The organism is Micromonospora chersina (assembly GCF_900091475.1).
Classification (GTDB): domain Bacteria; phylum Actinomycetota; class Actinomycetes; order Mycobacteriales; family Micromonosporaceae; genus Micromonospora; species Micromonospora chersina.
Map to the genome: position 1 here is coordinate 2718953 of NZ_FMIB01000002.1, position 26682 is coordinate 2745634.

A 26682-nucleotide genomic window follows, 5' to 3' on the forward strand; every position below is an offset into this window, starting at 1 on the left:
GCGCGGTAGAAGCAAGCAGTTAAGTAAGACTTAACGCATTCAAGGCCACATCCGTCGCTTAAAGCCCCGTCCCGGACAGAACAGCGTCCGGCGAGGACTGGTTGTCACACCGGCGGGGCAGGATGGAGGGCGTGGCGGACGAGGTGACCCGGGGCGCGGCGGTCCTGGCGGATTTCGGCGCGGCGACCCGGGAGTGGTTCACCGCGGCCTTCGCCGCGCCCACCGCCGCCCAGGAGGGCGCCTGGCGGTCGGTCGCCGCCGGGCGCAACGCGCTCGTCGTCGCACCGACCGGCTCCGGCAAGACCCTCGCGGCGTTCCTCTGGTCACTCGACCGGCTGGCCAAGGAACCGCCACCGGCCGACGCCCGGCAGCGCTGCCGGGTCCTCTACGTCAGCCCGCTCAAGGCGCTCGCCGTCGACGTCGAACGCAACCTGCGCGCCCCGCTCACCGGCATCCGGCAGGCCGCCACCCGGCTCGGCCTCACCCCGCCCGACATCACCGTGGGCATGCGCACCGGCGACACCCCGGCCGACGAGCGGCGGGCCTTCGCCCGGACTCCGCCGGACATCCTGATCACCACGCCCGAGTCGCTGTTCCTGCTGCTCACCTCCGCGGCCCGCGACTCGCTGCGCGGGGTCCGCACGGTGATCGTCGACGAGGTGCACGCCGTCGCCGGCACGAAGCGCGGCGCCCACCTGGCGCTCTCCCTGGAACGCCTCGACGCGCTGCTGGAGACGCCCGCGCAGCGGATCGGGCTCTCCGCCACCGTCCGGCCGATCGATGTCTGCGCCCGCTTCCTCGGCGGAGCCCGCCCGGTCGACGTGGTGCAGCCGCCCACCAGCAAGACCATCGAGGTCAGCGTCCAGGTGCCGGTGGAGGACATGACCCGCCTCGACGAGCAGGAGCCGCCGGAGGACGCGCTGGGCGGGATCGGCCCGCGCCGGGCCTCGATCTGGCCGGCCGTCGAGGAGCGGGTCTTCTCGCTGATCCGGTCCCACCGCTCGACAATCGTCTTCACCAACTCCCGGCGCAGCGCCGAGCGGCTCTGCGCCCGGCTCAACGAGCTGGCCGCCGAGGAACTGGAGGCGGCGACCGCCCCGGACGGCGGCCGCATGGCCCGGGGCGGCGAGCCGGTGGGCGTATCCGAGCTGCTGGCGGGAATGGACGGCCCGCCGGCCGGCGACGGCGGTGCAGGGGACGGGCCGGGCCCGGCGCGGCGCGGGGCCGACGCGTTCGGCGGACCGGTGGGGCCGTTGCGCGCGCCCCGGCAACCGGCCGAGGTGATGGCGCAGTCCGGGGCGGCGGCCGGCGCGCCGCCGGTGATCGCCCGGGCCCACCACGGCAGCGTCTCCCGCGAGGAGCGCAAGCACATCGAAGAGGCGCTCAAGTCCGGGCAGCTCCCGGCCGTGGTCGCCACCTCCAGCCTGGAGCTGGGCATCGACATGGGCGCGGTCGACCTGGTCGTGCAGATCGAGGCCCCGCCCAGCGTCGCCGCCGGCCTGCAACGGGTCGGCCGGGCCGGGCACCAGGTCGGCGCGGTCTCCCGGGGCGTGGTCTTCCCGAAGCACCGCGGCGACCTGCTCTCCTGCACCGTGGTCGCCGAGCGGATGGGCGCGGGCGCGATCGAGGAGCTGCACTACCCGCGCAACCCGCTCGACGTGCTGGCCCAGCAGATCGTGGCCATGGTGGCCCTGGAGCCGTGGCGGCTCGGTGACCTCGCCGTGCTGGTCCGCCGCGCCGCGCCCTTCGCCGAGCTGCCCGACTCGGCGCTGCACGCGGTGCTCGACATGCTCTCCGGGCGCTACCCGTCGACCGCCTTCGCCGAGCTGCGGCCCCGACTGGTCTGGGACCGGGCCGCCGACGTGCTCACCGGCCGGCCCGGCGCGCAGCGGCTCGCCGTGACCAGCGGCGGCACCATCCCCGACCGGGGCCTGTTCGGGGTCTTCCTGGCCGGCGCCGAGCGGGCCGCCCGGGTCGGCGAGCTGGACGAGGAGATGGTCTACGAGTCCCGGGTCGGCGACGTGTTCCTGCTCGGCTCGTCGTCCTGGCGGATCGAGGAGATCACCCCCGACCGGGTGCTCGTCTCCCCCGCGCCCGGCCAGGCCGCCCGGATGCCGTTCTGGAAGGGCGACCAGCTCGGCCGTCCGGTCGAGCTGGGCCGGGCCATCGGCGCCCGGGTCCGGGCGCTGCTGCGCCAGTCCGACGCCGACGCCGTGGCCGCGCTGCGCGCCGGCGGGCTGGACGACTGGGCCGCCGGCAACCTCATGAGCTACCTGCGCGAGCAGAAGGAGGCCACCCGGTCGCTGCCCGACGACCGCACCGTGGTGGTCGAGCGGTTCCGCGACGAGCTGGGCGACTGGCGGCTCGCCGTGCACTCGGTGCTCGGCGCCCGGGTCAACGGTCCGTGGGCCCTCGCGATCGGCCGCCGGCTCGCCGAGCGCTACGGGGTAGACGCCCAGGTGATGCCCTCCGACGACGGCATCGTGGTCCGGCTGCCCGACACCGCCGAGGAGCCGCCCGGCGCCGACGTGGTGGTCTTCGACCCCGAGGAGATCGCCCAGCTGGTCGAGGAGTCCGTGGGCACCTCCGCGCTGTTCGCCTCCCGGTTCCGCGAGTGCGCGGCCCGGTCCCTGCTGCTGCCCCGCCGCGACCCGCGCCGCCGGCAGCCGCTCTGGCAGCAGCGCCAGCGCGCCGCACAGCTCCTCGACGTGGCCCGCGAGTACGCCGACTTCCCGGTCACCCTGGAGGCCGCCCGCGAGTGCCTCCAGGACGTCTTCGACCAGCCCGCCCTGGCCGAGCTGATGCGCGACCTCGGCGCCCGCAAGGTCCGCCTGGTCGAGGTGGAGTCCGAGCGCCCGTCGCCGTTCGCCCGCTCGCTGCTCTTCGGCTACGTGGGCGCGTTCCTCTACGAGGGCGACGCACCGCTGGCCGAGCGGCGGGCCGCCGCCCTGGCCCTCGACTCCGGGCTCCTCGGTGAACTGCTCGGGCGGGTCGACCTGCGGGAACTTCTCGACCCCGCGGTGCTGGCCGAGACCGAACGGCAGCTGCGCTGGCGCACCGAGCAGCGCCGCCCCCGCGACGCGGAGGACGTGGTCGAGCTGCTCCGGGTGGTCGGCGACCTGAGCGAGGGCGAGCTGGCCGAGCGGGGCGCACCGGTCGAGTGGCTTGCCGAGCTGGAGGCGGCCCGCCGGGTGCTGCGGGTCCGCGTCGCCGGCGAGGACCGTTGGGTGGTCGTCGAGGACGCCGCGCGGCTGCGCGACGCGCTCGGCGTGGCGCTGCCCGTCGGGATCGCGGAGGCCTACCTGGCCCCGGTGGCCGACCCCCTCGGCGACCTGGTGGCCCGCTACGCCCGCACCCACGGCCCGTTCGCGGCGGCCACCTGCGCCGCCCGGTTCGGGCTGGGCGTGTTCGTCGTGGAGCAGGCGCTGCGCCGGCTCGCGGCCACCGGGCGGGTGGTCTCCGGTGAGTTCGCCCCCGACAGCGTCGGCACCCAGTGGTGCGACGCCGAGGTGCTGCGACTGCTGCGCCGCCGGTCCCTCGCCGCCCTGCGCCGGGAGATCGAGCCGGTGCCGCCCCGCGCGCTCGCCGCGTTCCTCCCCCGCTGGCAGCAGGTCGGCTCGTCGGCCCGGGGCGTCGAGGCGGTCGCCGCCACCGTCGAGCAGTTGCAGGGCACCGCCGTGCCGGCGTCCGCGCTGGAACGCCTCGTGCTGCCCGCCCGCGTCGCCGACTACTCCCCCGCCCAACTCGACGAACTCTGCGCCAGCGGGGAGGTGGTCTGGGCCGGGTCCGGCGCGATCTCCGGGGGCGACGGCTGGGTCACCCTGGCGTACGCCGACGTCGCGCCGCTGCTGCTGCCCCCGCCGGACGAGGCGCTGGCCCTCACCCCGCTGCACGAGGCGGTGCTCGACGCGCTCGCCGACGGGCAGGCGCTCTTCTTCCGGTCGCTCTCCGACCGGGTCGGCTCCACCGACGACACCGCCCTGACGGCGGCGGTGTGGGACCTGGTGTGGGCCGGTCACCTCACCAACGACACCCTCGCCCCACTGCGGGCGGCACTCGGCGGCGGCGGCGCGCACCGATCCCGGCCGACCGCCCCGCGCACCCGCTACCGCCGGCCCGGCCGGGTGGCGCTGCCCAGCCGCGGCGGCCCGCCCACCGTGGCCGGCCGCTGGTCCCGGCTGCCCGACCGTGACCTCGACCCCACCAGGCGGGCCGCCGCCCTCGCCGACCTGCTGCTCGAACGGCACGGCGTGGTCACCCGGGGCGCGGTGATGGCCGAGCAGGTGACCGGCGGCTTCGCGGCGGTCTACCCGGTGCTGTCCGCGCTGGAGGAACGCGGCGCGGCCCGGCGCGGCTACTTCGTCGAAGGGCTGGGCGCGGCCCAGTTCGCCGTGCCCGGTGCTGTCGACCGGATCCGCGCCCTCGCCGACCCCGCCGACGACAGCCGCGGCCGGGGCGGGCCGACAGTCGTCCTCGCCGCCACCGACCCGGCCAACCCCTACGGCGCGGCGCTGCCCTGGCCCGACCGGGTGGTCGACTCGGGCGACGGCGCGGCACCGGCCACCGGGCACCGGGCCGGGCGCAAGGCCGGTGCGCTCGTCGTGCTGGTCGGCGGCGACCTGGTGCTCTACGTCGAACGGGGCGGACGGACCATCCTCTCGTTCACCGACGACACCGACGCCCTCGCCGCGGCCGGCAAGGCCCTCGCCGACGCGGTGCACTCCGGGGCGCTGGGCGCGATCTCGGTGGAACGCGCCGACGGCGAGGCGGTGCACTCCTCGCCGCTGCGGGACGCGCTGACCGCCGCCGGCTTCCGCGCCACCCCACGCGGCCTCCGCCTCCGCGGCTGACCGCAAGCGTCGGCGTCGGCGTCGGCGTCGGCCGCCCGAGATCTTGGACGGAAAGGGCCCCTATGGGGGCCGTTTCGTACCAAGATCTTGCGGGTGTCCCGGGATGCGGACGAGCTTTCCGAATGGCGGAAGGCCAGCTGCGACGGGTCGGTCTGGTCGGGATCGGTGGACCGGATGCATCCGGGTCGGTGCCGGCCTACCTCCCGCGCCTCGGAACCGGTGTGTCGAGGAGTGCCGGGCGCCGGGGGAAGTGTGTGGAGGGAGGTGTCGTGGTCGTTAGGGTGTGCTGCGCGGACGACGAGGGGGACGGATGGCCTCGATCCAGGTACGACCCGCCGAAGCGGGCGACCACGCCGACGTCGCGGCGCTGCACCGGCGCGAGTGGGGCGGCCCGTACGTGGTGGTCCACGACACCCGCTACGACCTGCGCGAACTGCCCACCCTCGTAGCGGTCGACGGGGCGGGCGGGTTCGCCGGGGCGCTGGTGCACCGGCTCGCCGACGGCGGGCTGGAGGTGGTCAGCGTCGCGGCGACGGTCCCGGGAAACGGCGCCGGCAGCGCCCTGCTGACCGCCGCCGAGGCGGTGGCCACGGCCGCCGGGGCGGACCGGCTCTGGCTGGTCACCACCAACGACAACCTCCGGGCGCTCCGCTTCTACCAGCGCCGGGGACTGCGGATCGTGGGGGTGGACCCCGGCGCGGTGGACCGGGCGCGGGCGGTCAAGCCGAGCATCCCGTACCTGGGTGAGGACGACATCCCGCTGCACGACGAGCTGCGGCTGGAGCGGCGGCTGACCGCGTCGGGAGCCCGGGCATGACCAGCCCCACCGGCGGTCCCTGGATCTCGCTGACCACCGACTACGGCCTGGCCGACGGTTTCGTGGCGGCCTGCCACGGCGTGCTGGCCCGGCTCGCCCCGGCCGCCCGGGTGATCGACGTGACGCACCTGGTACCGCCGGCCGACGTACGCCGGGGCGCGGCGGTGCTCGCGCAGACCGTGCCGTACCTGCCGGTGGGCGTGCACATGGCGGTGGTCGACCCGGGCGTCGGCACGGCCCGGCGGGGTGTCGCGCTGGCCACCCCGGGCGGGCTGCTGGTCGGCCCGGACAACGGGCTGCTGCTGGACGCCGCCGAGGCCCTCGGCGGGATCGCCGCGGCCGTCGAGCTGACCAACCCGGCCTGGCTCGCCCCGGCGGTCTCCCGCACCTTCCACGGGCGGGACGTGTTCGCCCCGGTCGCCGCGCGGTTGGCGCTCGGCGCGCCGCTCGCCGAGGCCGGTCCGGCCGTGGACCCGGCCACGCTGGTCCGGCTGCCCGCGCCGCTGGTCCGCGCCGACGACACCGGCTTCACCGCCGAGGTGCTGACCATCGACCACTTCGGCAACGTCCAGCTCGCGGCACCCGGTGAGCTGCTGTCCGGGCTGCCGGCGCGGGTACGGGTGGCCGGCCGGGCGGCGGTGCACGGGCGCACCTTCGGCGACGCGCCGGCCGGTGGGCTGGTGGCGTACGTGGACTCGGCCGGGCTGGTGGCCCTGGCGGTCAACACCGGGCGCGCGGTCGACCTGCTCGGCCTGCGGCCCGGCGACGTGGTGACGGTGACGGGCGACTGAGCGCCCGGCGACGTGGTGACGGTGACGGGCGACTGAGCGCCCGGCGGCGCGACACCGCCGGGCGAGGGAGGATGGAGGGGTGCCCGAAGGCGACACCGTCTGGAACACCGCCCGCGTCCTCCAGCGCGCCCTGGCCGGCGCCCGGCTCACCGGCTCCGACTTCCGCGTGCCGCAGCTCGCCGCGACCGACCTGACCGGCTGGACCGTGCGCGAGTCGGCCAGCCGGGGCAAGCACCTGCTGCTCCGCCTCACCGCACCGCCCGACGCCGCCGCCCCGCCCGGTGCCACCACCGCCACGAGGACCGACGCGACGCGAGCAAACACCACGCGGGCCGGTGCCGCGGAGGCCGACGCGACGCGCGCCGACACCACGCGTGCCGCGGCCGCAACCGGGCGGGACTGGACGTTGCACTCGCACCTGCGGATGGACGGCGCCTGGCGGGCGTACGCCCCGGGCGAGCGCTGGGCGGCCCGGCCCGCGCACCTGATCCGGGTGGTGCTCCGCTCCCCCGGCGCGGTGGCGGTGGGCTACCACCTGCACGAGCTGGCCCTGATCCCGACCGCCGAGGAGGAGTCCCTGGTCGGCCATCTGGGCCCGGACCTGCTCGGCCCCGACTGGGATCCCGACGAGGCGGTCCGCCGGCTGGCCGCCCACCCGGACGAGACCATCGGCGAGGCGCTGCTGGACCAGCGGAACCTGGCGGGGGTGGGCAACCTCTACAAGTGCGAGGTGCTGTTCCTGCGCGGGGTCTCCCCGTGGACGCCGGTGCGGGCGGTGCCGGACCTGGCCGGCACGGTCGGCCTCGCCCAGCGGCTGCTCGCGGCGAACCGGGGCCGCTGGACGCAGAGCACGACCGGCTCACTGCACCGGGGGCAGACCAGCTACGTCTACGGCCGCCGGGCCCAGCCGTGCCGCCGCTGCGGCACCGCGATCCGCAAGGAGGAGCTGGGCGAGCGGGTGACCTACTGGTGCCCGGCGTGCCAGCCGGACCGCTCCTGACGCCGTCCGCGCGGCGGCCGGCCACGAACAAGCGTGGAACTTCCACGAACCATCCAAGATCGCCCGAGATAGGGACGATTGGGTAGTTCCCTCCCGCACGTTCGGCGTCGCATGCTGCGGTGGAGTGCTCACCGATCGTCAGCAGCGCGTACGCCCGCCACGTCGGGGTGACGGCAGGCGCGCCCCGACCCCGGGGAGAGCCATGGTGCTGTTCCGCAGACTCCGGCCGGGATGGACGGACCGGTTCGCCCGGACCGCCGAGGACCACGCGCCGACGGTGCCCGCCGCCCGCGCCGCCGAGGAGGAGACCGGTCCGACCCCGGCCAGCCTCGACCCGGCCGCCGTGCCGCGCTGCTTCGGCCCGGTGCCGAACTTCGCCGCCAGCCCGCTGCCGGCGCTCGACCGGGACGGCCGGCCGGTGCCCGGCACCGGCATCCGGAAGTTCGTCGACCCGCTGCCGGTGCCCGGCCCGCTGGCCACCGCCGGGCTGGGCGCCCGCCTGCCCGTCGCGGTCCCCGACACGATCACCTGGCCGGGCTGCGACTACTACGAGATCGGCCTCCAGGAGTACGCGCAACGCCTGCACCGCGACCTGCCGGCCACCCGGCTGCGCGGTTACCGCCAGCTCAACCTGGGCACCGACGCGTCCGGCCACAACACGGTGAGCCCGCCCGACCGGCCCTGGCACCTCGGTCCGATGATCGTCGCCCGGCGCGGCCGGCCGGTCCGGATCAAGTTCATCAACCAGCTGCCCACCGGCCGGGCCGGCGAGCTGTTCCTGCCGGTCGACGAGACGGTCGACGGGGCGGGGACCGGGCCGCTGGACGGGCCCGCGCCGTACCCGGGGAACCGGGCCGTGCCGCACCTGGCCGGGGCGCAGACGGCGTGGATCAGCGCCGGAAACCCGTGGCAGTGGGTGACCCCGGCCGGCGAGATCACGCCGTACCCGACGGGGGTGGGGGTGACCCCGGTGCCGGACATGCCGCCGCCGGGCGCCGGCGCCACCACGCTCTACTTCCCCAACGAGCAGAGCGGCCGGCTCATGTGGCTGCACGACAACACCCTCGGCCTGTCCCGGCTCACCGTCTACTCCGGGCAGCTGGCGCTCTACCTGCTGATGGACCCGGCGGAGGAGCGGCTGGTCGACGAGGGTGTGCTGCCGGCCGACCAGCTTCCCCTGGTGATCGAGGACAAGACCTTCGTGCCGGACGACGCCCAGCTCGCCGCCCAGGATCCCACCTGGGACCGGGACCGCTGGGGCGCCAAGGGCAGCCTCTGGCATCCGCACGTCTACCAGCCGAGGCAGAACCCGTACCGGAGCAGCGGCGGGAACCCGACCGGCCGCTGGGACTACGGCCCGTGGACCCACGACCCGGACGGCGGGGCCAGCCCCTGGGTCGCCCCGGTCCCGAACCCGCACCACGACCCGGTCACCGAGCCGGACGAGCCGCCCCTCGCCCCGGGCGTGCCGCACCCGTCGGCCGTGCCCGAGGCGTACGGGGACACGCCGCTGGTCAACGGGGTCGCCTACCCGTACCTGGAGGTGGCGCCGCGGGCGTACCGGTTCCGGATCCTGAACGCCTGCGCCGATCGGACGCTCAACCTCCAGCTCTACCGGGCCGCCTCGGACCGGCCCATGTGGACCGAGAGCGGCGCGCCGGGCGACCCACGCGCCGGCGAGGTGCCGATGGTCGACGCGGCCCGGGCCGCCGGGCGGCCGGCGTACTGGCCGGTCGACGGGCGCGAGGGCGGGGTGCCCGACCCGGCGGCCGCCGGCCCCGAGCTGGTCCAGATCGGCAACGAGGGCGGCCTGCTGCCCGCCCCCGTGGTGCGTCCGAACCGCCCGATCGGCTACCGGTACGACCGCCAGGACCCGACGGTGCTCAACGTGGACGGGCACACCCTGCTGCTCGCCCCCGGCGAGCGGGCCGACGTGGTGGTGGACTTCGCGACCGTCCCGCCGGGGAGCACGCTGATCCTCTACAACGACTGCCCGGCACCGCTGCCCCGGTTCGACAGCCGCTACGACCACCACAGCGACGCCCCGGACCGCACCGCCACCGGCGGCCTCCCCGCCTCCCGCCCCGGCTACGGGCCCAACACCCGCACGCTGCTCCAGTTCCGGGTCACCGGCACGCCGGCCGCGCCGTACGACCGGGAGCGGCTGGCCGCCCGGCTGCCCGGCGCGTACGCGGAGAGCCAGCGACCGCCGATCGTGCCGCAACCGGCCTACGACGCGGCCTTCGGCACCCGCACCCCCGGCGAGACGCTCGTGCCGGCGCGCGTCACCTCGGTCACCTTCACCCCGGCCGGCGCGGTCGCCCCGGTCACCCTGCCGCTGGCCGTGAAATCGGTCGGGCAGGTCTTCGAGCCCCGGCACGGCCGGGCGGTGGGGCGGCTCGGCGTGGGCCACCCGAACGCCGGGCCGCGCACCCCGGCCACCCTGCCGCTCGGCCCGGTCGACCCGGCCACCGAGGTGCTGTACGCGACAGATCCCACCGTGCCGGTGGGCGCGCCGGCCGACGGCACCCAGCTGTGGCGGATCGTGGGCGACGCGCCCCGCACCCATCCCGTGCACATCGAGGGCTGCGACGTGCAACTGGTCAACCGGGTCGGCTGGGACGGCACGGTCCGCCCGCCGGACGCGGGCGAGCTGGGCTGGAAGGACACCGTCCGGGTGAACCCCCGGGAGGACGTGATCGTCGCCCTGCGCCCCGTGCCACCCACCCTGCCGTTCAAGATCGGCGACAGCGTACGGCTGCTCGACCCGACCCGGCCGGCCGGCGCCCGGCTGGACGCCAGCCCGGTGAGCCCCGTCGACGGGCGGCCCGCCGTGGTGGTCAACCAGTTGGTGAACCTGGGCTGGGAGTACCGCTGGCAGACCCGCTCGGCGGGGCTGCGTGACCAGGGCATGAGCCGGCCGCTGGTGCTGCGGGTGGCGCCGAAGGCGCCGACGGGGCTGACGGCCACGCCCGCGCCCGGCTCGGCCACCGCGCTGCCGGCCATCGCGCTGGCCTGGACCGGCAACGGCAGCCGCCCCCCGGCCACCAGCCACCGGCTGCAACGCGCCACCGACGCGTCCTTCACGGCCGGGCTCACCGAGATCACCGTGGCGGCCGCCGCCACCCGCTACACCGACGCGACAGTCACCCCGGGGGTCACCTACCACTACCGGATCCGGGCCGAGAACGCCGTGAGCTGCTCGGCCTGGTCGAACAGCGTCCCCGCCTCGGTGCAGCTCACCGCGCCGGCGAAGCTGGCCGCCGTGGTGCCGCCGGCCGCGCCGCTGCGGGTCGCGCTGCGCTGGGCCAACCGCTCCTTCGCCACCGGCGTGGACGTGCAGCGGGCCACCAACCCGACGTTCACCAGCGGGCCGGGCACCACCGCCATCGCCGTGGGCGAGGCCCACCTCGACCCCGCGGTCGCCCCGGACACCACCTACTACTACCGGGTACGCACCACCTACCTGGGCGCGGCGTCACCCTGGTCGACGGTGGCCACCGTGACCACCCCGCCCCGCCCCGGCCTGCCGACCGGGGTGCTCGCCACCGCCACCGCGCCCGCCCCGGACACCGCCACGGTGATCCTGAGCTGGTCGGCCAGCACGCCCACCGGCGCGGGCGCCGGTTTCGTGGTGCAGCGCGCCACCGATGCCGCGTTCACGAACGACGTGGCCACCTTCAGCGTCACCGGACGGGGCTTCACGAACACCGGCCTGACCCGGGGCACGACGTACCACTACCGCATCCGCTCGACGAACGTGGTCGGCACGTCCCCCTGGACCACCCCCACCCAGGTGACGACCCCCGACTGACGTCAGGGGGTGCGGAGGGGGGTCTGGGTGGCCCGGAGTTCGGCCAGGGCGCCGGCCACGCCGTGCAGCAGGTCGGTGGCCTCCGTCAGGCGGGCGGCCGAGGGGTCCTGGGTGCTCGGGTGGGCGTCCTCGGCCACGTAGCCGGCGGCGGCCACCACCAGCCGCTCGTACGCGGCCACCCCGCTGTCGAGCTGGCCGACGAGGGTGGCGTGCGCCTCGGCGAGCGACCCGCGCGCCTCGGCCGGGGCGAGCTTCAGCGCGCGTTCCACGCCGGCCACCCGGTTGGCCAGGTCCCGCAGGGAGCGGTCGGCCTCGGCCGCCTCGCGGACGGCCGGCTCGGCCAGCCCGGTGAGCCGGCCGGCCAGCCCGGCCAGGGTCAGCGCGGCCCGGTCGAGCCGGGCCCACGCCTCGGCCGCGGTGGTGCCGCGTAGCGCGAGGCGGGAGCGGACCCGGCGTACCTCGGCGAGGACGCCCGGGCCCACGGGCAGCCGCTCGACGGCGGCGACCAGCCGGGCCCGGGAGCGGGCGGCGGCCTCGGCCGGGTCGAGGGCCGGCGGGGCCGGCACGGCGGCGAGGGCGCGCAGGTCGACCCAGCGCCAGGCGGCGACGGCGATGGCGCTGCCCGCGGCGCCGGCCCAGGCCGCGTCCGGCAGGCCCAGCCCGGCGTACGGGGTCAGCACGGCTGCGGCGCCGCCGAGCCCGCCGGCCAGGACGCTCCAGCGCCGCGCGGACCGGCGCAGCCTGCGCAGCCGGCGGAAGTGCCGCGCCCGCTCGTCCACCATCGGTCTCCCCCGTCCCCTAGCTCGTGGTGCTCTCCCCGGTGCCGCGCTCGCGGCTCATGCTGGACCGGATCTGGTCGAGCCGGGCGGCGGCCGCCGGGTCGGCCGGCTGCTCCACGGCGGGGCGCTCCTGCCGGCCGCCGAGCTGTTCGCCGGCCATGCTCGACCGGATCTGCTCCAGTCTGGCCGATCCGGCCGAGTCGAGGGTCGCCTTCTGGATCTCCAGCATCCGGCCCTCGACGGAGTTGCCGGCCAGCTCGGCCCGGCCCATGGCGTCGGCGTAGCGGCGCTCGATCCGGTCGCGGACCTCGTTGAGCGACGGGGTGGTGCCGGGCGCGGTGAGGGCCGACATCGACTCCAGCGAGCGGGCCACGGTCTCCTGCATCTTGGCCTGTTCGAGCTGGCTGAGCAGCTTGGTGCGCTCGGCCAGCTTCTGCTGGAGGATCATCGAGTTGTTCTCGACCGCCTTGCGGGCCTGGGCGGCCGCGCCGAGCGCCTGGTCGTGCAGGGTCTTGAGGTCCTCCATGGCCTGCTCGGCGGAGACCAGCTGGCTGGCGAGCAGCTGCGCGGACTGCTCGTAGCGCCCCGCCTCGGCCTCGTCGCCGCGGCCCCGGGCCTGGTCGGCCAGGACCAGGGCCTGCCGGGCGTTGCCCTGGAGCTGCTCGACCTCGGTCATCTGCCGGGACAGCTTCATCTCCAGCTGGCGCTGGTTGCCGATCACCGCGGCCGCCTGCTGGACCAGCGCCTGGTGCTGCCGCTGGGCCTCCTCGATGGCCTGCTGGATCTGCACCTTCGGGTCGGCGTGCTCGTCGATCTTCGCACCGAAGAGCGCCATCAGGTATTTCCAGCCCTTGACGAACGGGTTCGCCATCTCCGCCTTGTCCCCTCAGTAGCGTCGCGTCGCCTCGACCGGGGTCGACCGGCGAGTCGCGCGGTGTGCCTCCATCGTCCCAGTCGGACGCCGAACCGGCACCCGTACGACCCTGATCAACAGTACGACCCGGTCGCCACCGGCGGCCACGGCGCGGCGGGCGGGATCAGGCGGCGCAGACCACGTCCCGGTCGGCGGGGCGGACCCGGGTGCTGCGCAGCGTCGCCTTGAGCGGCGAGTCCTGGCGGACCTGGACGGCCACCGAGCCGTCGGAGGTGACCTGGCGGACGCCCCGGTTGGTCGCCTTGCGCACGGCCGCGGGCGCGACCGGCGTCGACTCGACCGGCTCGTCGGCCATCGGGACCAGCACGCCGGGCATCTGCTCCGCCAGCGCGACCGTGTCGCTGACCTCGCGGAGCAGCTCGGAGAGGCGGGCGCCGAGCGCGTCGCAGATGGCGGCCAGCAGCTCGCTGGAGGGCTCCTTCTGGCCGCGCTCGATCTCGGAGAGGTAACCCAGGCTCACGTTGGCGGCGGACGAGACCTCGCGGAGGGTGCGGTGCTGCCCCTGCCGGCGCGCCCGCAGTGCGTCACCGATCACGCGGCGTAGCAGGACCATCGCACCTCCCCCTGTACGGGAACACCATCTCCGGCCGCACGTGCCGCGCCGGGCGCGGTGGACCGGCCCGGCGCCGGCGTCGCCCGCCGGAGCCTTCCCGCAACCGTACCCGTTGGTCGCCCCGACGACATCCCACCCCGCCTCTCCAATCCTGCGGAACCGGGCGCGGGGGCCGATCCACTGCCCCGGGCCGGTGTTCCCGCAATCGGGCGGGTCGGTGGACGGCTCACCGCTGGCCGGCCCCCGCCCGGTCGGCGTCGCCAGCGGATTCGGTCTCGCCGGCCTCGCCGGCGGATGCCGCCTCGTCGGCCTCGACCGCGGCGTGGATCCGCTCGGCGAGCAGGCGCAGCGCCTCGATCACCGCGGCCGCGCGGATGTGGTCCCGGCCACCGTCGAGGTGCAGTTCGCGTACCTCGGTGCCGTCGGGCCCGGACGCGGCGACGTAGACCAGGCCGACCGGCTTGCCGTCCTGGGGCTCCGGCCCGGCCACGCCAGTGGTGGCCAGCCCCCAGTCGGCGCCGCACCGCCGCCGCCCGCCCTCGGCGAGGGCGGTGGCCACGTCCGGGTCGACCGGCCCGCGCTCGGCCAGCAGGTCCTCCGGTACGCCGGCCAGCTCCGACTTCAGCTCGGTGGCGTAGACCACGAGGCCGCCCCGGTAGATCCCGCTCACCCCGGCGATCTCCACGATCGCGGCGGAGAGCAGCCCGCCGGTCAGCGACTCGACGGTGGCCAGGGTCTCCTTGCGCTCGTGCAGGCTGTGCACCACGGAGGCCGCCGGACTGCCGGCGGGCCGCTCGTGATTCGCATCCGTCCCCATGCCGGCCCCTTCTTCCCCCACCGCCCCGACCTACTCATCCTGGGCGCGGATTCGCCGATCACGAGGTTAGCGCCGGAGACGCGCCGCGCCGGCGGTGGCTCAGCGGGTGGGGCGGCGCAGCCGGAGGGCCTGGGCGATGTAGTCGAAGCCGGTGACCACGGTGACCACCACGGCGGCGCCCATGATCCAGGGGCCGACCGGGGCCAGCGCGTCGGGCATCGGCCAGAGGTACCAGGTGATCGCCAGGATCTGGAGCGCGGTCTTGATCTTGCCACCGCGGCTGGCCGCGATCACGCCGTGCCGGATCACCCAGAAGCGCAGCGCGGTGATGCCCAACTCGCGCGCGAGGATCACCACGGTCACCCACCAGGGCAGCCGGTCGTACCACGAGAGCAGCACCAGGGCGGCGCCGGTGAGGGCCTTGTCGGCGATCGGGTCGGCCACCTTGCCGAGCGGGGTGACCAGCCCGAACCTGCGGGCGATCCAGCCGTCCACCAGGTCTGTCGCCGAGGCGACCACGAAGATCAGGCACGCCGCCATCCGCCAGCCGGCGTGGCTCATCGCGGAGGCGACGACGGTGACCGCGAACACCGGAACCAGGACGAGCCGCACCGCGGTCAGCACGTTGGCCGCGTTGAGCAGGGGCACGGGGGCCGCCACCGTCGACTCCGCCCCGGTCATGTCCGGCACCGCCCCACGTGGCCTCCCCGTTCTGTCCGGACCCGCCGTCACCGTGCCGCGCCGGGCGCCGCCGAGATCATCTCATCCGGTACGGCGACCAGGTCGACACCCTCGGTCGCGGTGACCGTGGCCCGGACCAGGTCGCCGGGGCGCAGCGCGGCCAGGTCCACACCGCCGCCGGCCGGGGCGACCAGGGTGGTCGAGCCGTCGACCTCGGGTGCCTGGTGGGCGGCCCGCCCCTCGACCACGCCGTCGGCGACCGAGTCGACAAGCACCTCGAGGGTCGAGCCGAGCCGCTCCTCGGCCCGCTGCGAGCACAGCTCGTCGGCGAGCGCCGCGAGCCTGTCGTAGCGCCGCTTGATGGTGGCGGCGGAGACCTTGCCGGGCAGGCCGGCGGCCTCGGTGCCGTCCTCGTCGCTGTAGTCGAAGACGCCGATGGCGTCGAGGCGCGCCTCGGTGAGGAAGCGGGTCAGCTCGGCCACGTCCTGCCGGGTCTCGCCCGGGAAGCCGACGATGAAGTTGCTCCGTGCGCCCGCCTCGGGGGCCAGCGCGCGGGCGGAGGCGAGCAGCTCCAGGAACCGGTCGGTGGAGCCGAACCGGCGCATCCGGCGCAGCACCGGCTCGCTGGAGTGCTGGAACGACAGGTCGAAGTACGCGGCCACGCCGGGCGTGGTGGCGATCACCTCGACCAGGCCGGGCCGGGTCTCGGCGGGCTGGAGGTAGCTGGCACGCACCCGCACGATGCCGTCGATCGCGGCGAGCTGCGGCAGCAGCTTCTCCAGGGCCCGGGGATCGCCCAGGTCCTTGCCGTAGGAGGTGGAGTTCTCGCTGACCAGCACCAGCTCACGGACGCCGGTCTTGGCCAGCCACTCCGCCTCGGCGAGCAGCTCGTCCGGCGTACGGGAGACGAACGCCCCACGGAACGCCGGAATGGCACAGAACGCGCAGCGCCGGTCGCAGCCGCTGGCCAGCTTGAGCGAGGCCACCGGCCCGGTGTCGAGCCGGTGCCGCAGCACCTGCCGCAGGTGCGCCGGGGTGTGCTCGTCGGCCTCGGCGGCGATCCGGGTCGGGGTGCCGTGGCCGGGCAGCGACACGGCCGCCTCCCGGCGCTTGACGGGGGTGAGCGGCAGCAGCTCGCGCCTGTCGCGTGGGGTGTGCGCGTCCAGCGCCTCACCCGCCACCACGGCGTCCAGCCGGGCCGCGATGTCCGGGTAGTCGTCGAAGCTGAGCACCGCCTGCGCCTCGGGGAGGCTGTCGGCCAGCTCGCGGCCGTACCGCTCGGCCATGCAGCCGGCGGCGACCACCTTGGCGCCGGTGTCGGCGGCGGCCAGCAGCGTCTGGATCGAGTCCTGCTTGGCCTTCTCCACGAAACCGCAGGTGTTCACGACCACCACGTCGGCGCCCTCGCCGTCGGTGGTCACCTGCCACCCGTCGGCGTGCAGCCGGGCGGCCAACTCCTCCGAGTCGACCTCGTTACGGGCGCAACCCAGGGTCAGCAGGGCGACGCGACGGCCGTCGGCGCCGGCGGCAGGAGAAGAAGGGGAGGTGGCAGACACCATCCGAGGGTACCGGGCCGGGGCGGGAACCCCACGACGGCGGGCCGCGGGCATCGGCGGGCTCACACCGAGCCGCGGGTCAGCGGGCGGACGCGCCGACCCGGGCCAGGCGGTCCAGCAGGAAGACCTCCGTGCCGGCCAGGCCGGTGGAGCAGAAGACCGAGATCTGGTCCGCGCCGGTCCGTCCCGGGACCGCCCCCGCCAGCACCGCGCCCAGGTCGCGCAGCCGGTCCGCGTACGGCTCGACGGCGGCGAGCATCGGCGGGGCGTACGCGGCGGCCTGCGCGGGCGAGTCGGTGATCAGCAGGTCGGCGGCGTCCAGCAGGTCGGGGCCGAACTCGTGCCGGTCGACCTGCTTGAAGCCGACGGTGTTGACGTGGGTGCCGGGGGCGAGGTCGGCGGCGGCCAGCACCGGGGTGGTGCTGGTGGTGGCGAGCACCACGAGGTCCCGGTCGCGCACCGCCGCGGCGGCCGAGTCGACGGCGCGGGCCGGCACGCCCAGCTCGGTCCGGACCCGGGCGGCGAACGCCTCCCGGCGGGCCGCCGAGCGGCTGTGGACCGTCACCTCGCGCAGCGGGCGCACCGCGGCCGCGGCCCAGACCTGGGTCCACGCCTGACGGCCGGAGCCGACCACGCCGAGGGTGGCGGCGTCGGGGCGGGCCAGCGCGTCCACGGCCACCCCGCCCAGTCCCCCGGTGCGCCGCGAGCCCAGTTCCTCGCCGACGGCGATGGCGCGTACCGCCCCGGTGGCCGCGTCGTGCAGCACCACGAGCTGCCCGCTCTCCGGGTGCCCGAACGTGTCGTACGAGCGGAAGCCGTACCACTCGCCGGTGAGGTGCCCGGCCGTGAGCACCATCCGGCCGCCGCCGAGCGGTGCGGACGCCCGGGGCGGGGCGATGAGCCGCCCCTCGTGCGCGGCCAGCAGCGCGTCCCGCATGGCCGCGACGGTGAGCGGGGCGTCCACGGCGGCGGCGACGTCCTCGTCGGAGAAGAGCACGGTCATGCCGACAATGGTGCAACCTGAAGTTCGCGTGAACTCCAGCGAGGGTGGGGTTCGTCACCGTGCCGGCCCGCCGGCCCCGGCGGTGCTAGCGTCGGCCTCGGCGGCCCCGTGCCGCCCCGGACGAGTGGTGGGCGTACCCGGTCAGGCCAAGACGCCCCGTGTGACCGCCCGTCCCGGCCCCGGTGGCCGGGCCCGTCCCGTCAGAGGTGACCCATGGCCTGGCTCGTGCTGGTGCTCTCCGGACTGCTGGAAACCGCGTGGGCCATCGCCCTCGACCGCAGCGCCGGCTTCACCCGCCCGCTCCCCTCCGCCGTCTTCGCCGTCTCGCTGGTCGCCAGCATGGCCGGCCTGGCGTACGCGCTGCGCGACATACCGGTCGGCACCGGCTACGCGGTGTGGGTCGGCATCGGCGCGGTCGGCACCGCAGTGGTGGGCATGGTGGCGCTGGGCGAGTCGGCCAGCCTGCCCCGGATCGCCTGCCTCCTGCTCGTGGTCGCCGGCGTGGTCGGCCTCAAGCTCTTCCACTGACCGCCTCCGGCCTGCCCGGACGTCCGGTTTGGACGGCGGGCCGATCCGGGTAGTTCTCCCCTCGCCCCACCCGAGGAGACCCACTTACGGAGGACACCATGGCCGACATCCACGCCACCGCCCGCCCCCGCAGCAGCGCCGCCCGCGTCTGCACGATTCTCGCGTTCGTCTTCGCGGTCATCGCGATCTTCTTCCTGCCGCCGCTGTTCGGCCTGGTCGGCCTGGTCCTCGGCATCGTCGGCGCGGTGCTCGGCGACAAGCCGCTCGGCTGGTACGCCGCCGCCGCCAGCGTGGTCGGCGCCGTGATCGGCATGATCATCGGCTACGCCATCTACAACTCCTGACCCGGTACGCGTCAGGGCCCGCCGGGAGCACCGGCGGGCCCTGACGTCTGTCCAGGTGGGATCAGTCCTCGCCGCCGCGCAGGCCGGCCAGGACCTCCTCCAGCTCGTCCGGCTTGACCAGCACGTCGCGGGCCTTGGACCCCTCGGACGGGCCGACCACACCCCGGGTCTCCATGAGGTCCATGAGCCGGCCCGCCTTCGCGAAGCCGACCCGCAGCTTGCGCTGGAGCATCGAGGTCGAGCCGAACTGCGACGTGACCACCAGCTCCACCGCCTGCACGAGCAGGTCCAGGTCGTCGCCGATGTCCTCGTCGATCTTCTTCTTGCTGTCCTGCGCGACGGTCAGCACGTCCGACCGGAAGTCCGGCTCGCGCTGGTCCTTGCAGAACTTCACCACGTCGTGGATCTCGCGCTCGGTCACCCAGGCGCCCTGGATCCGGATCGGCTTCGACGCGCCCATCGGCAGGAACAGCCCGTCGCCGCGCCCGAGCAGCTTCTCCGCGCCGGGCTGGTCGAGGATGACCCGCGAGTCGGCCAGCGAGGAGGTGGCGAAGGCCAGCCGGGACGGCACGTTCGCCTTGATCAGGCCGGTGACCACGTCCACCGACGGACGCTGGGTGGCCAGCACCAGGTGGATGCCGGCGGCCCGGGCCAGCTGGGTGATCCGGACGACCGAGTCCTCCACGTCGCGCGGCGCGACCATCATGAGGTCGGCCAGCTCGTCCACGATCACCAGCAGGTACGGGTACGGCCGGATCTCCCGCTCGCTGCCCGGCGGGGCCTTGATCTCGCCGTTGCGCACCTTGCGGTTGTAGTCGTCGATGTGCCGGACCCCGTTGGCGGCGAGGTCGTCGTAGCGCATGTCCATCTCGCGGACGACCCACTCCAACGAGTCGGCCGCCTTCTTCGGGTTGGTCACGATCGGGGTGACCAGGTGCGGGATGCCCTCGTAGCCGGTCATCTCGACCCGCTTCGGGTCGATGAGCAGCAGCCGCACCTCGTCCGGGGTGGCCCGGGTGAGGATCGACACGAGCAGGGAGTTGAGGCAGGACGACTTGCCCGCGCCGGTCGCGCCGGCGATCAGGATGTGCGGCATCTTGGCCAGGTTGGCCACCACGTAGCCGCCCTCGATGTCCTTGCCGAGCGCCACCACCATCGGGTGGTGGTCGCTGGTGGCGGCCCGCGAGCGCAGCACGTCGCCGAGCGCCACGTTCTCCGGGTCGGTGTTCGGGATCTCCACCCCGACCGCGCTCTTGCCCGGGATCGGGCTGAGGATCCGCACGTCCGGCGACTTCACGGCGTACGCGATGTTGCGGGAGAGCTGGGTGATCCGCTCGACCTTGACGCCCGGCCCCAGCTCGACCTCGTAGCGCGTGACCGTCGGGCCGCGGGTGAAGCCGGTGACGGCGGCGTCCACGTCGAACTGCTCGAAGACGCCGGTCAGCGCGGCGATCACCTCGTCGTTGGCCTTGCTCCGGGTCTTCGGCGCGGCCCCGCTGCCCAGCATGTTGGCCGGCGGCAGGGTGTAGTCGCCGGCCAGCCCGGTGAGCGCGAGCTGCTCGGCGCGGGTGGGCAGCGGCGAGTGCTCCGGCGGCTCGACCGGCTTGCGGCTCGCCGGCACCTTCTTGCGCGGCAGCACCAGGGTGTCCTGGAGGTCGACACCGTCGAGGTCGTCGTCCGCGTCCGGCGGGTCCACCGGCGGCGGGAGGCGCTTGGCCGCCCGCTTGCGGGCCGGCTTGGCCGGCGCCTCGGCCTCGGCCTCCTCCGTCTCCGACGGCGGGACCGGGGCGGCGCGCAGCCCGAGCCGCTCCGGGATCTTGTTGATCGGGGTCGCGGTGACCACCAGCAGGCCGAAGACCAGCAGCAGGAGCAGCAGCGGCATGGCCACCCAGGCGGTGACCGCCGACTTGAGCAGGTCGCCCACGCCGGCGCCGAGCAGGCCGCCCGCGTAGTCGCGCTGGACCTCGTCGACCGGGTCCTGTCCGATGTGCAGCATGGCCGCCGTGGCGAGCAGCATGGAGCCCCAGCCCACCAGGCCACGCCCGCGGTGCGCGGGATCGGCCGGGGTCCGCATCAGCCGCCAGGCGCCCACCATGAGCAGCACCGGCAGCACGATGGCGATCGCGCCGACGAAGAGGCGCACGGTGTCCGCGAGGTGCCGGCCCACCGGCCCGGCGCCGCCGGACCAGATGCCCACCGCGCTGAGGATGGCCAGGCCGAACAGGAGCAGCCCGGCGCCGTCGCGGCGGTGCTCCGGATCCAGCTCACGGGTGGTGGCGGCCTGCCGCCCGGCGGCCCGGAACGCCCAGCCGACGCCGTGCGCCAGCCCCATCCACAGGGCGCCCAGCGCGCGGCCGAGGAACGCCGCCGGGCTCGGCCCGGGCGCGGGGCGCCGGCGGGCGGTCGCCCGGGTGGTCTTCTTGGCCGGTTGGCGGGCACGGCTGTTCGTGGTTCCGCGCGGCGACGCGCCGCGCCGCCGGCTCGCCTGAGAGGTACGGCCCGCCATAGAGTCACCGTAACGGCGGGACCCGGCAGATCGCCGCTTTTCCGGGTCGTGTCCGCGCGTCGCGGCACGAATCCGCCGCCGTTTGTGTTATTCGCCTCAGAAGGGATGCCCTCATGGCGTCGCCGGAGATCGAGGACGGTCCGGACGGCCCCCTGGCCGGACACCCGCAGGCGCTGCGACCGCTGACCGGCGAGCTGATCGCCGCCGTGCTGGCCAACCGGGGGTACGCGGTGGCCCGGGACGACGACGGCGACCTGGTCGGCCGCTGGGACAGCAGCCTCATCTGGTTCTCCCGGCGGGGCGGCTCCGGTGAGCTGCTCCAGGTACGCACCGTCACGGCACACCGGTTCGGCATCGAGCGCGTGCCCGACCTGCACGCCTTCTGCAACGCCTGGAACCACGACCGGCTCTGGCCGAAGGCGTTCGTGCACGTCGCCGACGACGGGCTGGCCCAGGTCTGCGGCGAGGTGACCACCGACCTGGAACGCGGGGTGACCCCGCACCAGCTCGACCAGCTCGTCGACTGCGGCGTCACCACCGGCTGCCAGCTCGCCGCCGCCGTGGCGGACCTGCCCGGCGGGGCGGTCCGGTGACCACCTCCCGGGACCGGGGGCTGGCCGACGCGCTCGCCGACGCCCGGGACCTGCCCGACGGCGAGGCCCGCTGCGCCGAGCTGGAACGCATCGCCGCCCGGGCCGACGCCACGGGCGACCCGCGCACCGGGCTGGCGGCGCGGTTCGCGCTGGTCGAGGCGTACCTGCACCTGGGCGAGCGGTGGCGGACGGTGGAGCCGGTGCGCCGCTGCCTGGCCACCGTGGACCGGCAGCCGGGGCTGCTCGACGGCCCCGACGTGGCCGAACGGCTGCGCCGGCACCAGCGGCAGGCCGTGGAGGCGCTCTTCGGCACCCCCCGGGTGGCCCTGGACCAGGCCCGGTCCCTGTTGGACGACCTCGCCGACCGGCTCGGTCCGGACGCCGGGCCGGTGGCCGAGCTGCGCTGCCGGATCGCCGACCACCTGGGCGACGAGCCGACCGCCCGCCGGGAGTACGACCGCTGGTCCGCCGGCGACGGGTCCGACCCGGTGGCCGGCTGTGCCGGCTGCGCCCCGGCGCGCCGGGCCGAGCTGCTGGTCGGCTGGGGTGAGCCGGCGGCCGCCCTGGCCGCGCTGGAGCCGGCGCTCGACGGCGAGCCGGGCTGCACCGACCAGCCGGAGCGGGCCCTCGCCGCGGGGTTGCTGCCCTGGCTGCGAACCGGCGAGGCGGCGCGCGCCGCCCGGGCGCACGTGCGGGCGTACCGCCGGCACCGCCGGGAGCGGGCGGCCTTCCCGCAGCTCGCCGCGCACCTGCGGTTCTGCGCGCTGGGCGGCCACCTGGCCCACGGGCTGGACGTGCTGGCCGAGCAGCTGCCCCGGCTGGACCACCCGGCCGACGACCTGTCCGCCATGGAGTTCGCCGCGGCGGGCGCGCTGCTCTGCGGGCTGGCCGTCGAGGCCGGTCTCGGCGGGCGGCGGATCCACCGCCCCGGGCACGGGCCCCGGCCGGCCGCCGAGGTGGACGTGGCGACGCTCGGCGGCCAGCTCCAGGCGCTCGCCACCACGCTGGCCGGCAGCTTCGACGCCCGCAACGGCACCGGTCACCAGTCCGGCCGGATCGCGTCCTGGCTGGCCGAGCGGCCCCTCGCCGACCCCGTGCCGCTGCCCGGCGAGGACGACCTGGCGGCCGCCGACGACACGGCCGAGCCCGGGCCGCCCGGCGAGGAGGAGGTCGCCCCGCTGAGCCTTCGGCTGCTCACCGCCGCCCTCGACGCGCGCGGCGACGCGTACACGCTGGAGCCGGACGGCACGGTGGTGGGGCGCTGGGGCGAGGCCGTGGTCCAGTTCCGCCGGCTCGGGCCGCAGGGCGAGGTGCTGCACGCCCGGGCCGTGGCGCTGCGCCGGCTGCCGGCCGACCGGCGGGCCGAGGCGTACGCGTTCTGCAACGCCTGGAACCACGACCGGCTGCTGCCGGCGGCGTACGTGCACGACCCGGGCGACGGGACGCTGCTGCTGGCCGCCGACGTCACCACCGACCTGGCGTACGGGGTGGCCCCGGCGCAGCTCGTCGTCCTGGTCACGTCGGCGGTGAGCACCGGGGCCGCGTACGCCGAGGCGGTCGCGGCGCTGCCGTGAGCCCGGGACGTGGCGCGGCCCCCGGCCACCGGGCGGTGGTGGACGGGGGCCGCGGTCCGGGGCCGCCGGGGTCGACCCGGCGGCGGCTCAGCGGGCGGAGAACGCGAGGGTGTACTCGCCCGCGCCGGCCAGCCCGACCACCCGGTAGCGGTAGGCGCCGGCCGGGGTGTCGGCGGTCAGCCGGGCGAGCCCGTCGGTGCTGTCGGCGCGCGCCACGGTGCGGAACCCGGCGCCGGTGAAGCGTTGCAGCTCCAGCGCCACGCGGGCGCCCGACGGCGCGGACACGCACGCCTCCTGGGCGCCGCCGGACACCCGGAAGAAGCGGCCGTCCGGCTGGACCTGCGCCCGGCCGGCGGCGATCCGGCCGGTCCGGCTCACCTGCCCGGTGCAGTCGGCCGCGTCGCCGGCCGGCGGGGTGGCCGGCGCGGTGCTCGCCGGCGGCGCGGTGGAGCCGCCGCCGGCCGGCGGCGCGGACGGTGCCCGCTGGTCGCCCGCCGTGACCAGGGTCAGGTTGTTGCGCTGGAGGATCTCGTTGACCGGCTGGAAGAACGTCACCCCGCCGCGCGTGCAGTCGCCGGAGCCGCCGGACGTGACGCCCTGCGCCTGGTCGCCGGAGAGCCAGGCCCCGCCCGAGTCGCCCGGCTCCGCGCAGACGTTCGTCCGGGTCAGCCCGGTGACCGTCCCCTCCGGATAGTTCACCGTGGCGTTCTTCGCCTGGATCACCCCGCAGCGGGTGCCGGTGGTCGAGCCGGAGCGGCACACCGAGGCGCCCACCGGAGCCTCGGTGGAGCCGTTCACCGGCACCGTGCCGCCGTTGAAGTCGTTCACCACGCCCTGCGGCGTCCACTGGCCGTTGACCTCCACGACGGCCCAGTCGTCGCCGGGGAACGAGGACGCGGCGAAGGTGCCCTGCGCGACCCGGTTCGCGCCCGTGGTCCGGTCCCCCGGCCGGCCACAGTGCCCGGCCGTGACGAAGCCGCCGACCACCGAGAAGCCGACCGAGCAGCGCCCGGCGTTGTTGATGAAGTACGCGTCGCCGCCCCGCACGTCGAACAGCGGGCGGGGCGCCTCGTCGGCGGTCCGGACCCGTACCGCGCCGGCGGGCACCCCGCTGGCCTCGGCGAAGCGGCGGCCGGCCGCCTCGGCGCCGGGCTGGGCGACCACCACCACCGTGTTGGTGGGCACGTCGACGTACCAGCCGGCGACGTCCGGGGTGGCGTCGTCGCCGGCCTTGTCGAGGCGGGTCTTCACGGCGTCGAGTTCGGCGACCCCGCGGTCCACCGGCTTCGGCACCGCGCCCGCGGCGGTCACCCGGGCCGCCTGCGCGGGATCGGCCACCGCCACGTTCAGCGTCGTCCCGTCGGCGCCGAGCCAGCTTCCGCCGTAGTCGGCGCCCAGTTCGGTGCGGAGTTTCGCGACCGTGCCCGACGCCCACCTCTCGGTCTTCAGCCGCCGGGCCGCCTGGTCCCGGGTGAGGGAGAGGTCGCGGCTCAGCGCGTCCAGCACCTCGGGCGCGACGCCGTCGGACGCCGCCGGGGCGGTCCGCCGGGTCGCCGGGTTCTCGCCGGCGAACGACGGCACTGTCACCGCCGCCGCCGTGCCCGCCGCCGCCACCAGTACGCCGATGGCTGTCAACCGTCTGCGGTCCATCCGCCACGCTCCTCCCGGCCGGCGCGGGTACGCCTGCCGGAGCGGTATACGGAGACGGACGCCGATCGGTTGAAGGCGAGCGGCCGGAATCGGCGGAGTGTGTCCGGGCGTACCCGGAGAGCGACGACGCCGGCCCACCGCGGACGGTGGGCCGGCGTGCGGTGCGTGCGGCGGTCAGACCTCGACGACCGTCGGCACGATCATCGGCCGGCGGCGGTACGCGTCGTTGACCCAGCGCCCGACGGTGCGCCGGACGATCTGCTGGAGCTGGTGCGGGTCGGTGATGCCGTCCGCGGCGGCCCGGTTCAGCGCCTCGGTGACCAGCGGGATGACCGGGTTGAACGCCTCCGGGTCCTCGGAGAAGCCCTTCGCCGAGAGGGTCGGCCCGCCGACCACCTTGCCGGTGACCGAGTCGACCACCACCGTGGTGGCGATGAAGCCGCCGTCGCCGAGGATCCGGCGCTCGGTGAGCAGCGACTCGCTGACGTCGCCGACGGCGAGGCCGTCGACGTAGACGTAGCGGCTCTTCACATGACCCACCAGGCTGGCGCGGCCGTCGACCAGGTCGACCACGTCGCCGTCCTCGCAGAGCACCACCCGGTCCGGCGCGACGCCGGACTCGATGCCGAGCCGGGCGTGCGCCCGCAGGTGCCGCCACTCGCCGTGCACCGGCATGAGGTTGCTCGGGCGGGTGACGTTGAGCAGGTAGAGCAGCTCGCCGGCGGGGGCGTGACCGGAGACGTGCACCTTGGCCACGTCCTTGTGGATCACCGTGGCGCCGGCCCGGGCCAGCCGGTTGATCACCCGGTAGACCGAGGTCTCGTTACCCGGCACCAGCGACGAGGCGAGCACCACGGTGTCGCCGGGGGCGATGGTGATGTGCCGGTGGTCGCCGCTGGCCATCCGGCCCAGCGCGCTCATCGGCTCACCCTGCGAGCCGGTCGACATCAGCACGATCTGCTCGGGCGGCAGCGTGGTGGCCTCCTCCAGCCCGACCACGAGGCCCGGCGGGATGTTGAGCAGGCCCAGGTCGCGAGCGATGCCCATGTTGCGCACCATCGACCGGCCGATCAGCGCCACCTTGCGGCCGTGCTCGACCGCCGAGTCGAAGACCTGCTGCACCCGGTGCACGTGCGAGGCGAACGAGGCCACGATGATCCGGCCGCGCGCCTTCGCGAAGATCGAGTCGAGCACCGGCCCGATCTCCCGCTCCGGGGTGACGAAGCCGGGGATCTCCGCGTTTGTGGAGTCGGAGAGCAGCAGGTCCACGCCCTCGGCGCCGAGCCGGGCGAAGCCGGCCAGGTCGGTGATCCGGCCGTCCAGCGGGAGCTGGTCCATCTTGAAGTCGCCGGTGTGCAGCACCAGGCCGGCGGGGGTGCGGATCGCCACCGCGAGCGCGTCGGGGATCGAGTGGTTCACCGCGAAGAACTCGCACTCGAACGGGCCGAGCCGCTCGCGCCGCCCCTCGGCGACGGTCAGCGTGTACGGCTGGATCCGCCGCTCGGCCAGCTTCGCCTCGACCAGCGCCAGGGTGAACTGCGAGCCGACCAGCGGGATGTCCGGCTTGTGGGCGAGCAGGTACGGCACCGCGCCGATGTGGTCCTCGTGGCCGTGGGTGAGCACGATGGCCTGCACGTCGCCCAGCCGGTCCAGGATCGGCCCGAAGTCGGGCAGGATCAGGTCCACGCCGGGCTGCTCGACGTCGGGGAAGAGCACCCCGCAGTCGACGATCAGCAGCTTGCCGTCGTACTCGAAGACCGTCATGTTCCGGCCGATGGCGCCGAGTCCGCCGAGCGGGATGATCCGCAGGCCGCCCTCCGGCAGCGGCGGGGGCAGCTCACCCTCGATGTGCGCCTCGGTCACGCGTCACCTCATTCTGCGACGCCGTCGCG

The 26682-nt window shown here is 75.7% G+C and carries 19 protein-coding genes and 1 riboswitch; of the genes, 9 read left to right on the plus strand and 10 right to left on the minus strand.

Features of this window, described 5'->3' with window-relative positions:
* The first annotated feature begins 122 nt into the window (after nt 1-122).
* From GA0070603_RS12335 to GA0070603_RS12355, 5 genes are all read left to right on the plus strand, one after another.
* Nucleotides 123-4850, plus strand: a complete 4728-nt coding sequence (locus tag GA0070603_RS12335) for an Lhr family helicase (RefSeq protein ID WP_091312045.1) — start codon at nt 123-125, stop codon at nt 4848-4850.
* A 310-nt stretch (nt 4851-5160) separates the two neighbouring features.
* A complete protein-coding gene (locus GA0070603_RS12340) occupies nt 5161-5667 on the plus strand; it encodes a GNAT family N-acetyltransferase (protein WP_091312050.1) in 507 nt (168 codons plus the stop codon).
* Nucleotides 5664-6458, plus strand: a complete 795-nt coding sequence (locus GA0070603_RS12345) for an SAM hydrolase/SAM-dependent halogenase family protein (protein ID WP_091312054.1) — start codon at nt 5664-5666, stop codon at nt 6456-6458. Before GA0070603_RS12340 ends, GA0070603_RS12345 begins: the two co-directional genes overlap by 4 nt.
* Before the next feature lie 79 nt (nt 6459-6537).
* Nucleotides 6538-7458, plus strand: coding sequence for a zinc finger domain-containing protein (locus GA0070603_RS12350; RefSeq protein ID WP_091312057.1), 921 nt, complete (start codon nt 6538-6540; stop codon nt 7456-7458).
* Between the two features lie 202 nt (nt 7459-7660).
* Entirely contained in the window at nt 7661-11272 is a 3612-nt protein-coding gene (locus GA0070603_RS12355; protein WP_091312061.1) for a fibronectin type III domain-containing protein, read from the plus strand.
* Between the two features lie 2 nt (nt 11273-11274).
* On the opposite strand, the gene pspM is transcribed toward GA0070603_RS12355, so the two are convergent.
* The 7 genes from pspM to GA0070603_RS12390 all read right to left on the minus strand — a co-directional run bounded on the left by pspM (nt 11275) and on the right by GA0070603_RS12390 (nt 17595).
* Nucleotides 11275-12054 carry a phage shock envelope stress response protein PspM gene (gene pspM, locus GA0070603_RS12360; RefSeq protein WP_091312065.1) on the minus strand — a complete coding sequence of 260 codons (780 nt, stop codon included), beginning with the start codon at nt 12052-12054 and terminating at the stop codon, nt 11275-11277.
* A 16-nt stretch (nt 12055-12070) separates the two neighbouring features.
* A complete protein-coding gene (locus GA0070603_RS12365) occupies nt 12071-12922 on the minus strand; it encodes a PspA/IM30 family protein (protein ID WP_091312067.1) in 852 nt (283 codons plus the stop codon).
* A gap of 166 nt (nt 12923-13088) precedes the next feature.
* Entirely contained in the window at nt 13089-13538 is a 450-nt protein-coding gene (locus GA0070603_RS12370; RefSeq protein ID WP_091312071.1) for a helix-turn-helix domain-containing protein, read from the minus strand.
* A gap of 226 nt (nt 13539-13764) precedes the next feature.
* Nucleotides 13765-14355, minus strand: coding sequence for a CinA family protein (locus GA0070603_RS12375; protein ID WP_091312075.1), 591 nt, complete (start codon nt 14353-14355; stop codon nt 13765-13767).
* Between the two features lie 99 nt (nt 14356-14454).
* The gene (pgsA, locus tag GA0070603_RS12380) at nt 14455-15036 is read right to left on the minus strand and encodes a CDP-diacylglycerol--glycerol-3-phosphate 3-phosphatidyltransferase (protein WP_091312078.1); all 582 of its coding nucleotides are present in this window, start codon (nt 15034-15036) and stop codon (nt 14455-14457) included.
* Nucleotides 15037-15083: 47 nt separating this feature from the next.
* Nucleotides 15084-16595: a 30S ribosomal protein S12 methylthiotransferase RimO gene (gene rimO / locus GA0070603_RS12385; RefSeq protein ID WP_091312080.1), complete on the minus strand. Its 1512-nt coding sequence runs from the start codon at nt 16593-16595 to the stop codon at nt 15084-15086.
* A gap of 76 nt (nt 16596-16671) precedes the next feature.
* Entirely contained in the window at nt 16672-17595 is a 924-nt protein-coding gene (locus GA0070603_RS12390) for an ornithine cyclodeaminase family protein (protein ID WP_091312082.1), read from the minus strand.
* 95 nt (nt 17596-17690) lie between these two features.
* Nucleotides 17691-17756: riboswitch (guanidine-III (ykkC-III) riboswitch) on the plus strand.
* A 52-nt stretch (nt 17757-17808) separates the two neighbouring features.
* Here GA0070603_RS12390 and GA0070603_RS12395 point away from each other — a divergent pair.
* Both GA0070603_RS12395 and GA0070603_RS12400 read left to right on the plus strand, forming a co-directional pair.
* Nucleotides 17809-18123 (plus strand): DMT family transporter, encoded by a 315-nt coding sequence (locus tag GA0070603_RS12395; protein ID WP_091312084.1) that lies wholly within the window; start codon nt 17809-17811, stop codon nt 18121-18123.
* Nucleotides 18124-18221: 98 nt separating this feature from the next.
* Nucleotides 18222-18467, plus strand: coding sequence for a hypothetical protein (locus tag GA0070603_RS12400; RefSeq protein ID WP_091312087.1), 246 nt, complete (start codon nt 18222-18224; stop codon nt 18465-18467).
* 61 nt (nt 18468-18528) lie between these two features.
* On the opposite strand, the gene GA0070603_RS12405 is transcribed toward GA0070603_RS12400, so the two are convergent.
* A complete protein-coding gene (locus tag GA0070603_RS12405; RefSeq protein ID WP_091312090.1) occupies nt 18529-20973 on the minus strand; it encodes a DNA translocase FtsK in 2445 nt (814 codons plus the stop codon).
* Nucleotides 20974-21086: 113 nt separating this feature from the next.
* Between GA0070603_RS12405 and GA0070603_RS12410 the strand changes: the two genes are divergently transcribed.
* A complete protein-coding gene (locus tag GA0070603_RS12410) occupies nt 21087-21566 on the plus strand; it encodes a type III secretion system chaperone family protein (protein ID WP_091312094.1) in 480 nt (159 codons plus the stop codon).
* Nucleotides 21563-23140 (plus strand): type III secretion system chaperone family protein, encoded by a 1578-nt coding sequence (locus GA0070603_RS12415; protein ID WP_091312097.1) that lies wholly within the window; start codon nt 21563-21565, stop codon nt 23138-23140. Before GA0070603_RS12410 ends, GA0070603_RS12415 begins: the two co-directional genes overlap by 4 nt.
* Nucleotides 23141-23227: 87 nt before the next feature.
* On the opposite strand, the gene GA0070603_RS12420 is transcribed toward GA0070603_RS12415, so the two are convergent.
* On the minus strand, nt 23228-24790 hold the full coding sequence (locus tag GA0070603_RS12420) for a S1 family peptidase (protein WP_091312101.1): 1563 nt from the start codon (nt 24788-24790) through the stop codon (nt 23228-23230).
* A 174-nt stretch (nt 24791-24964) separates the two neighbouring features.
* Entirely contained in the window at nt 24965-26653 is a 1689-nt protein-coding gene (locus GA0070603_RS12425) for a ribonuclease J (RefSeq protein ID WP_091312104.1), read from the minus strand.
* Nucleotides 26654-26682: the final 29 nt, after the last annotated feature.